The following is a 12996-nucleotide window of genomic DNA, read 5'->3' as shown; positions in this document are numbered from 1 at the left end:
CGACAGGCTCACGAGAGCCCATGTTCATGTCAATGGGGCCTCGTGGGATTGAGCCGCCGCGCGGCAGGGGCCGGCACGTGACGCGGACTGCGACGTGCGGACCCCTGCCGCTCGGCGTACGGGCAGCAGGGCTGCCGAGCGCTCAGCGGGAGCTGCTGCGACGGGTCGGCGACCGACTGCGGACCCGTTGTGGCCGACGCGCGGTTCCCCGCACCCCCGGAGGGGCGCTGCCACACCACCGTCGGCCCCGCCGCGGCGGCTCATCCGGCCAGGTTGTCGGCCATCTCGTCGCTGAGGTTCGACTCCGTGCCGGGGATGCCGAGGTCCTGGGCCCGCTTGTCGGCCATCGCGAGCAGGCGCCGGATCCGGCCCGCGACCGCGTCCTTGGTCAGCGGCGGGTCGGCGAGCGCACCGAGCTCCTCCAGGGAGGCCTGCTTGTGCTCCATGCGCAGCCGGCCCGCGGCGGCGAGGTGCTCGGGGACCTCCTCGCCGAGGATCTCCAGGGCACGCTGGACGCGGGCCCCGGCGGCCACGGCGGCCCGCGCCGAGCGGCGCAGGTTGGCGTCGTCGAAGTTGGCGAGGCGGTTCGCGGTGGCGCGGACCTCGCGGCGCATCCGCCGCTCCTCCCAGGCGAGCACCGACTCGTGGGCGCCGAGCCGGGTCAGCAGGGCGCCGATGGCGTCGCCGTCGCGGACGACGACCCGGTCCACGCCGCGCACCTCGCGCGCCTTGGCGGCGATGGAGAGCCGGCGGGCGGCGCCCACCAGGGCCAGCGCGGCCTCCGGGCCGGGGCAGGTGACCTCCAGGGAGGAGGACCGGCCCGGCTCGGTGAGCGAGCCGTGGGCCAGGAAGGCCCCGCGCCAGGCCGCCTCCGCGTCACACGTGGCCCCGGAGACCACCTGCGGGGGAAGACCCCGGATGGGGCGGCCGCGGCCGTCCACGAGCCCCGTCTGGCGCGCCAGCTGGTCCCCCCCGGCCACGACCCGGACGACGTACCGGCTGCCGCGGCGCAGACCGCCGGGGGCCATGACCACCAGGTCCGACGAGTGGCCGAAAATCTCCAGGATGTCCTTGCGCAGGCGGCGGGCGGCGATCCCGGTGTCCAGCTCCGCCTCGATGACGATCCGGCCGCTCACCAGGTGCAGCCCGCCCGCGAACCGAAGGATCGCCGAGACCTCCGCCTTCCTGCAGCAGGTCCGGGTGACGGGGAGCCGGGAGATCTCATCCTTCACCGCTGGCGTCATCGCCATGGGCCGATCCTTCCATGCATCCGAAAAATACGGTCGTACGCGGCGGCCAGCAGCTCCGGGTCGTGCTTCGGGGAGCCGTCCTCCCTGGCCACCCGCGCCAGCTCGACCGCGGCGCCGAAGCGCTGCGCGGCATCGGCGAGGGACTCGCGGTCGGGCACGGCGGCCTGGTCGGCCAGCACCACGTCCAGGGCGAGTTTAGGGGCGTGTCGGGCCAAAACCTCCAAATGACGCTGCGGAGAGAAGCCCTCTGTTTCGCCGGGCTGCGGAGCCAGGTTCAGCGAGAGGACCCGCCGCGCCTTGGTCTCCATCAGCGCGTCCAGCAGCTCCGGCACCAGCAGGTGCGGGATCACGGACGAGAACCAGGAACCGGGGCCCAGCACCACCCAGTCCGCGTCCAGGACCGCGGCGACGGCCTCCGGCACGGCCGGCGGGTCGCTCGGCACGACGTGCACGGACAGCACCTCGCCGGGGGTGGTGGCGACGGTGGCCTGCCCGCGGACGGTGTCGACGTCCCCGGGCCGGGCCGGGTCGTGGCCCCTGACCATGGCCTGGAGCTCCAGCGGTACCGCCGACATCGGCAGCACCCGGCCCTGCGCGCCGAGCAGCCTGCCGACCAGGTCAAGGGCCTGGACGGGGTCGCCGAGCTGCTCCCACAGGGCCACGATGAGCAGGTTGCCCACCGCGTGCTCGTGGAGGTCGCCGGCGGACTGGAAGCGGTGCTGGATGACGCGCGCCCAGGTCTGACCCCAGTCGTCGTCGCCGCACAGGGCGGCCAGTGCCTTGCGGAGGTCGCCGGGCGGGAGCACGCCGAGCTCCTCGCGCAGCCGGCCGCTGGAGCCGCCGTCGTCCGCGACGGTGACCACGGCCGTGAGTTCGCCGGTGATCCGGCGCAGGGCGGCCAGGGAGGCCGACAGCCCCATGCCGCCGCCGAGCGCGACGACCTTGGGGGCGGCCCCCTTGGGGACCGCGCCGCGACGCGGCGCGGTGCGGCCGGCGATGCCCTCGCCCCGCCCCGGGGTGAGGCGGCGCAGGCGGCGCAGCCTCAGGGTGCGTCCGGTCACTCGCGCCCCATGTCCCGGTGGACCACGACGGTCTCGACCCCTTCGGAGGCGAGGCGGGCGGCGAGCTTCTCGGACATGGCGACGCTGCGGTGCTTGCCGCCCGTGCAGCCGACGGCGATGGTCACGTACCGCTTGCCCTCGCGGCGGTAGCCCGCGGCGATGAGCTGGAGCAGCTCCGTGTAGCGGTCCAGGAACTCCTTGGAGCCGGGCTGGCTGAAGACGTAGCCCGACACCTCGGGGTTCAGCCCGGTGAAGGGGCGCAGCTCGGGCACCCAGTGCGGGTTCGGGATGAAACGGCAGTCGACGACGAGGTCGGCGTCGACGGGCAGGCCGTACTTGTAGCCGAAGGACATGACGGTGGCCCGCAGTTCGGGCTCCTCGTCGCCGGCGAACCGGGCGTCCATCTTGGCGCGCAGCTCGTGCACGTTCAGGCTGGAGGTGTCGATCACCAGGTCGGCGTCGCCGCGCAGCTCGCGCAGCAGGTCGCGCTCGGCGGCGATGCCGTCGACGATGCGGCCCTCGCCCTGCAGCGGGTGCGGGCGGCGGACGGACTCGAAGCGGCGCACCAGGGCCTCGTCGGAGGACTCCAGGAACACGATGCGCCGGGTCACCCCGCGCAGTTCGAGGTCGGCGAGGGCCTCGCGCAGGGCGTCGAAGAACTGGCGGCCGCGGACGTCGACGACGACGGCGATCCGCGCCACGTTGCCCTGCGAGCGGGCGCCGAGCTCCACCATGGTGGGGATCAGCGCCGGCGGGAGGTTGTCCACGACGAACCAGCCGAGGTCCTCCAGGCACTTCGCCGCGGTGCTGCGGCCGGCCCCGGACATCCCGGAGATGATCACCAGCTCGGGGATGGCGGCCTCGGCGCTCTCGCCGGGCTCTGGTGTCGTGCCCGTACTCACCTGTGCTCCGTCTCGGTCGTACTCGGTCTCGTGCTCGGTCATTGATCGGTCCCCCGTTCGGACGACGTCCCCCAGCTGCCGCTGGGCGGTACCCCCACCGCGGACGCGGGGGTCTCATCCTCAATGATCTCCCCCGTCGCCGTGTTGACGGCAGGAGCGGCGGGGGCCGCCCGGGCGAGGGCCGCGGCCACGGTCTCGGCCGTCTTGCGTCCTATGCCCGGGACCTCGCAGATCTGGTCGATTGTCGCCTGCCGGAGCTTCTTCACCGAACCGAAGTGCTTGATCAAGGCCTGTTTGCGCGTGTCGCCGAGCCCGGGCACCTCGTCCAGGGGCCCCGCCTTGAGCCGTTTGCCTCGCTTGCTCCGCTGGTACTGGATGGCGAAACGGTGGGCTTCGTCACGTACCCGCTGGAGCAGGTACAGGCCCTCGCTGGTGCGGGGCAGGACGACGGGGTCGTCCTCGCCGGGCAGCCACACCTCCTCCAGCCGCTTGGCCAGCCCGCACACGGCGACGTCGTCGATGCCGAGCTCCTCCAGGGCCCGCCGGGCGGCGGCCACCTGGGGCTGCCCGCCGTCGACGACGACGAGCTGCGGCGGGTAGGCGAAGCGCTTGGGGCGCCCGTCGTCCTGCGCGGAGATCTCCTGCGCCCCGGGGCCGTCCTCGTCCTCGGGGGCCCACTCGCCGGTCTTCAGCTTCTCCTGGAGGTAGCGGCGGAAGCGGCGGGAGACCACCTCGTGCATCGAGCGGACGTCGTCCTGCCCCGCGAAGGACTTGATCTGGAAACGCCGGTACTCGCTCTTGCGGGCGAGCCCGTCCTCGAAGACGACCATCGACGCCACCACGTCGTCGCCCTGGAGGTGGGAGATGTCGTAGCACTCGATGCGCAGCGGGGCGCTGTCGAGGTCGAGGGCCTCGGCGATCTCCTCCAGAGCCCGGGAGCGGGTGGTCAGGTCGGCGGCGCGCTTGGTCTTGTGCAGGGCCAGGGCCTGCAGGGCGTTGCGGTGGACGGTCTCCATCAGGGCCTTCTTGTCCCCGCGCTGCGGAACCCGCAGGCTCACCAGGGAGCCGCGCCGCGCGGCGAGCCACTGGCCGAGGGCGGCGTCGTCCTCGGGCAGGGCCGGGACCAGTACCTCCTTGGGGACGGCCTCGCCGGTCTCCTCCCCGTACAGCTGCTGCAGGGCGTGCTCGACGAGCCCGGCCGTGTCGACGGCCTCGACCTTGTCGGTGACCCAGCCGCGCTGGCCGCGGACCCGGCCGCCCCGCACGTGGAAGATCTGCACGGCGGCCTCCAGCTCGTCCTCGGCGACCGCGATCAGGTCGGCGTCGGTGGCGTCCGCGAGCACGACCGCGTTCTTCTCCATGGCGCGGCGCAGCGCCCCTATGTCGTCGCGCAGCCGGGCGGCCTTCTCGTACTCCATCTCCTCGGCGGCCTCGTGCATCTGCTGCTCCAGGCGGGAGAGGTACGCGCCCGTCCGCCCGGCCATGAAGTCGCAGAAGTCCTCGGCCAGTTCCCGGTGCTCCTCGGCGCTGACCCGGCCGACGCAGGGCGCGGAGCACTTGCCGATGTAGCCGAGCAGGCAGGGGCGGCCGATCTGCGCGGACCGCTTGAACACGCCGGCGGAGCAGGTGCGCACCGGAAACACCCGGAGCATCAGGTCGACGGTCTCGCGGATGGCCCAGGCGTGCGCGTACGGCCCGAAGTACCGCACGCCCTTCTTCTTGGGCCCGCGCATGACCTGGACCCGGGGGAAGTCCTCGTTCATGGTCACGGCGAGGGAGGGGTAGCTCTTGTCGTCCCGGTACTTCACGTTGAACCGGGGGTCGTACTCCTTGATCCAGGAGTACTCCAGTTGGAGGGCCTCGACCTCGGTGGACACCACGGTCCACTCCACGGAGGCGGCGGTGGTGACCATGGTGGCGGTACGGGGGTGCAGCCCGGCGACGTCCTGGAAGTAGTTCGCCAGGCGCTGGCGCAGGCTCTTGGCCTTCCCGACGTAGATCACCCGGCGGTGCTCGTCACGGAAGCGGTAGACGCCCGGGGAGTCGGGGACCTGCCCCGGCTGGGGGCGGTAGCTGGAAGGGTCGGCCATGCCGCCACCCTACTGTCGCCCACCGACAACCCGAACGCCCCGCGCCCCCACCTCGCAGGGCCTCCCCCTGTCCACCGGACACCGAGCCGTCGGCGCAGCCTCGCTCCCCCGGACTCGGGGCCGGGCGCGGGCCGCACGGAGCCGGGTCAAGGGCGCGAAGCCCCGTCAGGGGCGCGGGGAACCGCGCGCCCGGCCCACCGCCGCCTCAGCCCGCGATCAGCTTGCCGCCCTCGGCCCGGACGGGAACGGCGGGCAGCGGGTCGGTGGCCGGCCCGCGCAGCACCTTGCCGGTGGCCACGTCGAAGCGGCTGCCGTGGCAGGGGCAGTTGCCCTGACCCTCGACGATCTTGTCCAGCACGCAGCCGGCGTGCGTGCACTGCGCGCTGAACGCCTTGTACTGCCCCTCCGCCGGGCAGCTGACGACGAGCTTGTTCTCCCGGTACAGCTTCGCGCCGCCGACCGGCACGTCGGCCGCGGCGCCCAGCTCCACGGGGGCGGTGGGGACGGCCGGGGAGCCGGCGCCGCTGTGGGACTCGGTGGAGCAGGCGGTGAGCGCCGCACCGGCCCCGGCGGCCCCGACGATCGCGGCGGCGCCCTTGAGCACGGTTCGGCGGGCTGCGGGCTGCGGCGCGGGCATGCGGTTCTCCTGGCGTGAGGGTCTTAGGCCCGTCTGACGATACCGGCGGCGGATGGGATACCTTCCCCCGCGTGATCGTCGTCGGTGGAGAAGCCCTGATCGACCTCGTGCCCGTGGCGCTGCCGCCGGGTGCGCTGCTGCCGCGGCCCGGCGGGGGCCCGTACAACACCGCCGTGGCGCTGGGCCGGCTCGGCGCGGAGGTCGCCTTCTGCTCCCGGGTGTCCCGCGACGGGTTCGGCGAGGGTTTGCTGGCGGGCCTGCGGGCGGCGGGCGTGGACTGCTCGCTGGTGCAGCGCGGCCCGGAGCCGACCACGCTGGCCGTGCCGTCGCTGGGCCCGGACGGCTCGGCGGCGTACGGCTTCTACGTGGAGGGCACCGCGGACCGGCTGTTCCGGCTGCCCGGGGCACTGCCGCGGGAGGCCCAGGCCCTGGCGCTCGGCACCTGCTCGCTCGTGCTGGAGCCGGGGGCGAGCGCGTACGAGGCCCTGCTGCGCCGGGAGGCCGGGCGCGGGCTGCTGACCTTGCTGGACCCGAACGTGCGGCCGGCGCTGGTGGCGGATCCGGCGGCGTACCGGGCCCGGTTCCTGGGCTGGCTGCCGTCGGTGTCGGTGCTCAAGCTGTCGGAGGCCGACGCCGACTGGCTCGGCGGGCGGGTCGCGGACTGGCTGGCGGCTGGGCCGTCGGCGGTGGTGCTGACCCGCGGGGCGCAGGGGATGAGCGTGTGGACGCGCGAGGGCGAGCGGTACTCGGTGCCTTCGCCGGCGGTGGCCGTGGCGGACACGATCGGTGCGGGCGACACGGTCAGCGCGGCGCTGTTGCACCGCCTGGCGGCGCCGGGCGGCGGCCCGGCAGGCGGGGTGGACTGGCCCGAGGTCCTGGCCTTCGCCGCCCGCGCGGCGGCGCTGACCTGCACCCGAACGGGAGCCGAGCCGCCGTACGCGGCCGAGCTCGGCTGACCCCGGCCGGGGCGGGACGGCGCAGGCAGCCGACCGCCCCTGCCCGGGGGACGTCCTCGGGCAGGGGCGGGGCCTGCACTGCGCCGCGCCGCAGCGGGCGCGGCTACGCCTTGCGGGAGCGGGCCGCGGTCTTCTTCGCCACGGTCTTCTTGGCCGCCGCGGTCTTGGCGGCCGTCTTCCGGGTGGCCGTCTTCTTCGCCGGGGCGGCGACCGGGGCCGCGTCGGAGATCCGCTCCGCCCCGAGGATGTCGCGCAGGAACTTGCCCGTGTGGCTCGCACCCACGGACGCCACCTGCTCGGGGGTGCCCTCGGCGACGACGAGGCCGCCGCCGTAGCCGCCCTCGGGGCCCATGTCGATGACCCAGTCCGCGGTCTTGATGACGTCCAGGTTGTGCTCGATGACGATCACCGAGTTGCCCTTGTCCACCAGCCCCGACAGCACCTTGATCAGCTTCGAGATGTCCTCGAAGTGCAGGCCGGTCGTGGGCTCGTCCAGGACGTACACGGTCCGGCCCGTCGACCGCTTCTGGAGCTCCGACGCCAGCTTGACGCGCTGCGCCTCGCCGCCCGACAGGGTCGGGGCGGACTGGCCGAGCCGGACGTACCCGAGGCCGACCTCGGTGAGCGTCTTCAGGTGCCGGGCGATCGTGGGGACCGCCTCGAAGAACTCCAGCGCCTCCTCGATCGGCATGTTGAGGACCTCGGCGATGGACTTGCCCTTGTAGTGGACCTCCAGCGTCTCCCGGTTGTACCGGTCGCCGTGGCAGACCTCGCAGGGGACGTACACGTCCGGCAGGAAGTTCATCTCGATCTTGATCGTGCCGTCGCCGGAGCAGTTCTCGCACCGGCCGCCCTTGACGTTGAAGGAGAAGCGGCCCGGCAGGTAGCCGCGCACCTTCGCCTCCATCGTCTCCGCGAACAGCTTGCGGATGTTGTCGAAGACGCCTGTGTACGTCGCCGGGTTGGAGCGCGGGGTGCGGCCGATCGGCGACTGGTCGACGTGCACCACCTTGTCGACGAGGTCGTCGCCGTCGACGCGGGTGTGGCGGCCCGGCACCGAGCGGGCGCCGTTCAGCTCGCGCGCGAGGTGCGTGTACAGGATGTCGTTGACCAGCGTCGACTTGCCCGAGCCGGACACGCCGGTGACGGCCGTGAGCACGCCCAGCGGGAAGGAGACGTCGATGTCCCGCAGGTTGTTCTCCTTGGCCCCGTGGACCGTGAGCTTCCGGTTGCCGTTGACGGGCCGGCGCACGTCCGGCACGGCGATGGACCTCTTGCCGGACAGGTACTGCCCGGTCATCGAGGCACTGTTGTCCAGGAGCTCCTTGAGCGAGCCGCTGTGGACGACCTTGCCGCCGTGCTCGCCGGCGCCGGGGCCGATGTCGACGACCCAGTCGGCGGTCTTGATGGTGTCCTCGTCGTGCTCGACGACGATCAGGGTGTTGCCCATGTCGCGGAGCCGGACGAGGGTCTCGATCAGCCGGTGGTTGTCGCGCTGGTGCAGGCCGATGGACGGCTCGTCCAGCACGTAGAGCACGCCGACCAGGCCGGATCCGATCTGCGTGGCCAGCCGGATGCGCTGGGCCTCGCCGCCCGACAGGGTGCCGGCGGCGCGGTTCAGCGACAGGTAGTCCAGGCCCACGTCGACGAGGAAGCGGAGCCGCTCGTTGACCTCCTTGAGGACCCGCTCGGCGATCTTCTTGTCGCGGGCGTCGAGCCGGAGCCGGCCCAGGAAGTCCGCGCACTCGCTGATCGACATCGCGGCGACCTCGGCGATGGACTTCTCCATCACCGTCACCGCCAGCACGATCGGCTTGAGGCGGGTGCCCTCACAGGTGGGGCAGGGCACCTCGCGCATGTAGCCCTCGAAGCGCTCGCGGCTGGCGTCGCTCTCGGACTCCGCGTGCCGGCGCCGGACGAACGGCACGGCGCCCTCGAAGGCCGTGGTGTAGGCGCGCTCGCGGCCGTAGCGGTTGCGGTAGCGGACCTCGATCTGCGTCTTGTGCCCGTACAGCAGGGCCTTCCTGGCCCGCAGCGGCAGCCCGGCCCAGGGGATGTCCGTACGGAAGCCCAGCTCGCCGGCGAGCGCGCCGATGAGCCGCTGGAAGTAGTCCTTGGTGTGGCCGAGCGACCACGGCGAGACGGCGCCCTCGTCGAGGGACTTCTCCTCGTCGGGGACGATCAGCTCCGGGTCGACCTCCATGCGCGTACCGATGCCGGTGCACTCGGGGCAGGCGCCGAAGGGCGAGTTGAAGGAGAAGGAGCGCGGCTCCAGCTCCTCGAAGGACAGGTCGTCGTACGGGCAGTACAGGTGCTCGGAGTACATCCGCTCGCGCTCGGGGTCGTCCTCGGGGAGGTCGACGAAGTCCAGGATCACCATGCCGCCGGAGAGGCCGAGGGCGGTCTCGACGGAGTCGGTGAGCCGGCGCTTGGCACTGTCCTTGACGGTGAGGCGGTCGACGACCACCTCGATGGTGTGCTTCTCCTGCTTCTTCAGGGTCGGCGGCTCGGAGAGCTGGATGGTCTCCCCGTCCACCCGGGCCCGGCTGTAGCCCTTGGTCTGCAGGTCCGCGAAGAGGTCGACGAACTCGCCCTTGCGCTCGCGCACCAGCGGCGAGAGCACCTGGAAGCGGCTGCCCTCGGGCAGGGCGAGCACCTTGTCGACGATCGCCTGCGGCGACTGCCGGGAGATCGGGCGGCGGCACTCGGGGCAGTGGGGCTTGCCGATGCGCGCGAAGAGCAGGCGGAGGTAGTCGTAGACCTCGGTGATGGTGCCGACCGTCGAGCGCGGGTTGCGCGAGGTCGACTTCTGGTCGATCGAGACCGCCGGGGAGAGGCCCTCGATGAAGTCCACGTCGGGCTTGTCCATCTGGCCCAGGAACTGGCGGGCGTACGACGAGAGCGACTCGACGTAGCGTCGCTGCCCCTCGGCGAAGATCGTGTCGAAGGCCAGGGAGGACTTGCCGGACCCGGACAGACCGGTGAAGACGATGAGCGAGTCGCGGGGCAGGTCGAGCGAGACGTTCTTGAGGTTGTGCTCGCGAGCGCCACGAACGATGAGTCGGTCGGTCACGCCGGTCCGCACCTTTCTTGAGAGAGCGGGGGCACGGGCCCCCGTCCCAGGGTATGGGGGGCGCCTCTGCAGTGGGGTCGGGATGGGAGTCGAGCTGGACTTCCGAGCGTATAGCACGCGCATTCGATTTACGGCACTCCGCCGACTGCTTCACCCGTTCGTGTGGCCAGCGGCCCGCGCCACTAGGCTCGGCCCCATGACCGATCATGAGCACGACCTGCAAGTTGTACGTGAAGCCACGGAGCGGCTGCTGACCGCGGTCGCGAAACTGGACAACGCCGCCCTGGCCCAGGAGTCACACCTCCCGGGCTGGAGCCGCGGCCACGTGCTCACCCACCTCTCGCGCAACGCCGACGCCCTCGTCAACGTCTTCGCGGGCCGGCCCATGTACGACAGCGCCGACGCCCGGGACGCGGACATCGAGCGGGGCTCCGGTCGCCCGCTCCCGGAGCAGCTCGCCGACCTGCGCGCCAGCCACGACCGCTTCATGGCCCAGACCGAGGGCGCCCAGGACTGGTCCCGCACCGTCGAGCTGCGGAACGGCGTCACCGACCTGGCGTCCAACGTGCCGTTCCGCCGCCTCGTCGAGATCGAGCTGCACCACGTCGACCTGAACGTCGGCTACGGGCTGGAGGACCTCCCGGAGGAGTTCACCGGCCGCGAGATCGACTTCCTCGCGGACCGCTGGTCCGCGCACCCCGAGGTGCCGCCCACCCTGCTGGTCGCCGCCGACGGCCGCACCTGGCGCACGGGCCCGGCCGGTGAGCCCGCCGTCACCGTCTCCGGCCCGGCCGCCGGGCTGCTGGCCTGGCTGGCCGGCCGCGGCGACAAGGGCGCCTCGCTGACCACCTCGGGCGGGCCCCTCCCGACCCTCCCCCCGCTCTAGGATCAGCACATGACGTACACCGGAGCGGTCAAGGTCGGCGGTCCCGCCGACGTACACGAACTTGCGGACCTGATGATCTCCAAGGTCGCGGTGGGCCCCATGGACAACAACGCCTATCTGCTGCGGTGCCGGGCCACCGGCGAGCAGCTGCTGATCGACGCGGCCGCCGAACCCCAGACGCTGCTGAACCTGATCGGCGACGACGGCATCGCGTCCGTGGTCACCACCCACCAGCACGGCGACCACTGGCAGGCCCTGGCGGAGGTGGTCGAGGCGACCGGCGCGCGCACGTACGCCGGCGCCCTCGACGCGGAGGGCATCCCGGTCCCCACCGACGTGCCCGTCGCGGACGGGGACGTGATCAAGGTCGGCCGGGTCGGACTGACCGCCCGGCACCTGGTCGGCCACACCCCCGGCTCGATCGCCCTGGTCTACGACGACCCGCACGGGCACGCGCACGTGTTCACCGGGGACTGCCTCTTCCCCGGCGGCGTCGGCAACACCCACGACGACCCGGAGGCCTTCACCCGCCTCCTCGACGACGTCGAGCAGAAGCTGTTCGGCGAACTCCCGGACGAGACCTGGGTGTACCCGGGCCACGGCAACGACACCACGCTCGGGGCCGAGCGGCCGCATCTGGCCGAGTGGCGCGAGCGCGGCTGGTAGGTCTCGGTCACCCCTGCGGGCCCGTGCACTCGTTCCGGTCGAAGATGACCGAACGCCCGTCCCGGGGGTGCGGGGAGGGGTAACTGCTGCACCATGCAACAGGATCCCTCCCCGCCCCCGGTTCCCCGGTCCCCCTCGATGCTGCGCCTCGCGTCGGCCGCACTGGCCGGCACCGCCGTCGAGTTCTACGACTTCTTCGTCTACGGCACGGCCGCGGCCCTGGTCCTCGGCCCGCTCTTCTTCCCCTCGTTCTCCCCGCTCGCCGGAACCCTGGCCGCCTTCGGCACGTTCGGGGTCGGCTTCCTCGCCCGCCCGCTGGGCTCGGCGCTCTTCGGGCACGTCGGCGACCGGTACGGCCGGCGTCCGGTGCTGCTCGCCTCGCTGCTGCTGACCGGGCTGGCGACGGTGGCGGTCGGCTGCGTGCCCACGTACGCCTCCATCGGGCTGGCCGCCCCGGTACTGCTGCTGGTGCTCCGCTTCCTCCAGGGCCTCGGCCTCGGCGGCGAGTGGGGCGGTGCGGTGCTGGTGACCGCGGAGCACGCCCCCGAGGGGCGGCGCGGGCTGTGGTCGAGCTTCCCGCAGGTGGGCCCGTCGGTGGGCTTCCTGCTGGCCAACGGCATCACGCTGGCGCTGTCCGCGACGCTGTCCGACGCCCAGTTCGCGGCCTGGGGCTGGCGGCTGCCGTTCTGGGCGGCGGGGCTCCTGGCCCTGGCCGGGCTGTGGCTGCGCCGCTCGGTCGAGGAGACCCCGCAGTTCCGCGCCCTCGCCGAGTCCGGGCAGCGTGCCGAGGCCCCGCTGGCGGAGGTGCTGCGCGGGCACTGGCGGCTGATCCTGCTGACCGGCGGATCACTGGCCGCGGCGTACGCGGTCTTCTACGGGGTCACCACCTGGTCCCTCGCCTACGGCACCGAGCACCTCGGGGCGGACCGCACCACGATGCTGGTCTGCGTCATGACCGGGGTCGGGATCATGGCGATGTGGACGCCGGTGGCGGCGGTCCTCGGCGACCGCTGGGGCCGGCGCCCGCTGTGCCTCGCCGGCTGTGCGGCGTGCGCGCTGTGGATGTTCCCGTTCGTGGCGCTGCTCGGGACGGCGGACGCGGTGCCGATGGCGGTGGGCGCGGTCGGCGCGCTGCTGTGCATCGGGACGGTCCTGGCGGTGATCGGCGCGTACCTGCCGGAGCTGTACGCCCCGCGGATCCGCTGCACGGGCGCGGCCGTCGGCTACAACCTGGGCGGGGTGCTGGGCGGGGCGCTGACCCCGATCGTGGCGACGGCACTGGCGGACGGCTCCGGTCCGCCGTGGGGCGTGGCGGCGTACCTGGGCGGGATCGCGCTGGTCAGCCTGGCCTGCTTCGCGCTGCTGCCGGAGACCAATCCGGAGCGGGTGCGGCGGGCTGCGCACACGGAGACGGGGGCGGCCGAAGCGGCCGCCCCCGTGTAGCCCCGGACCGGGGCGCCGTACCTGCCGTGCGG

Annotated in this window: 10 protein-coding genes; 4 read left to right on the top strand and 6 right to left on the bottom strand. The window is 73.1% G+C overall.

The annotated features are described in order from the left end of the window. Nucleotides 1-260: 260 nt before the first annotated feature. The 5 genes from whiA to ACSHWO_RS25495 all read right to left on the bottom strand — a co-directional run bounded on the left by whiA (nt 261) and on the right by ACSHWO_RS25495 (nt 5940). The gene (gene whiA, locus ACSHWO_RS25515; RefSeq protein ID WP_360626588.1) at nt 261-1250 is read right to left on the bottom strand and encodes a DNA-binding protein WhiA; all 990 of its coding nucleotides are present in this window, start codon (nt 1248-1250) and stop codon (nt 261-263) included. Next, nucleotides 1241-2311: a gluconeogenesis factor YvcK family protein gene (locus ACSHWO_RS25510; RefSeq protein ID WP_438315261.1), complete on the bottom strand. Its 1071-nt coding sequence runs from the start codon at nt 2309-2311 to the stop codon at nt 1241-1243. Before ACSHWO_RS25510 ends, whiA begins: the two co-directional genes overlap by 10 nt. Further along, nucleotides 2308-3255, bottom strand: coding sequence for an RNase adapter RapZ (rapZ, locus tag ACSHWO_RS25505; protein WP_438315258.1), 948 nt, complete (start codon nt 3253-3255; stop codon nt 2308-2310). Before rapZ ends, ACSHWO_RS25510 begins: the two co-directional genes overlap by 4 nt. Then, the gene (uvrC, locus tag ACSHWO_RS25500; RefSeq protein ID WP_361087852.1) at nt 3252-5303 is read right to left on the bottom strand and encodes an excinuclease ABC subunit UvrC; all 2052 of its coding nucleotides are present in this window, start codon (nt 5301-5303) and stop codon (nt 3252-3254) included. The genes rapZ and uvrC overlap by 4 nt, the downstream gene beginning before the upstream one ends. A 205-nt stretch (nt 5304-5508) precedes the next feature. Then, nucleotides 5509-5940, bottom strand: coding sequence for a Rieske (2Fe-2S) protein (locus ACSHWO_RS25495; protein WP_361087855.1), 432 nt, complete (start codon nt 5938-5940; stop codon nt 5509-5511). 71 nt (nt 5941-6011) lie between these two features. Between ACSHWO_RS25495 and ACSHWO_RS25490 the strand changes: the two genes are divergently transcribed. Beyond that, a complete protein-coding gene (locus ACSHWO_RS25490; RefSeq protein ID WP_438315254.1) occupies nt 6012-6896 on the top strand; it encodes a carbohydrate kinase family protein in 885 nt (294 codons plus the stop codon). A 103-nt stretch (nt 6897-6999) separates the two neighbouring features. On the opposite strand, the gene uvrA is transcribed toward ACSHWO_RS25490, so the two are convergent. Then, entirely contained in the window at nt 7000-9969 is a 2970-nt protein-coding gene (gene uvrA, locus ACSHWO_RS25485; protein WP_438315251.1) for an excinuclease ABC subunit UvrA, read from the bottom strand. Between the two features lie 196 nt (nt 9970-10165). Between uvrA and ACSHWO_RS25480 the strand changes: the two genes are divergently transcribed. The 3 genes from ACSHWO_RS25480 (at nt 10166) to ACSHWO_RS25470 (ending at nt 12964) form a co-directional block, all read left to right on the top strand. Continuing rightward, on the top strand, nt 10166-10855 hold the full coding sequence (locus ACSHWO_RS25480) for a maleylpyruvate isomerase family mycothiol-dependent enzyme (RefSeq protein ID WP_438315248.1): 690 nt from the start codon (nt 10166-10168) through the stop codon (nt 10853-10855). 9 nt (nt 10856-10864) lie between these two features. Then, nucleotides 10865-11521, top strand: coding sequence for an MBL fold metallo-hydrolase (locus ACSHWO_RS25475; protein ID WP_361087868.1), 657 nt, complete (start codon nt 10865-10867; stop codon nt 11519-11521). A 93-nt stretch (nt 11522-11614) separates the two neighbouring features. Next, nucleotides 11615-12964, top strand: a complete 1350-nt coding sequence (locus ACSHWO_RS25470) for an MFS transporter (RefSeq protein ID WP_438315245.1) — start codon at nt 11615-11617, stop codon at nt 12962-12964. Nucleotides 12965-12996: the final 32 nt, after the last annotated feature.

This window comes from Streptomyces pallidus (ex Mingjun et al. 2026) (assembly GCF_051550185.1).
In the GTDB taxonomy this organism is placed as follows: domain Bacteria; phylum Actinomycetota; class Actinomycetes; order Streptomycetales; family Streptomycetaceae; genus Streptomyces.
This window is presented reverse-complemented; position numbering and strand designations above follow the sequence as displayed.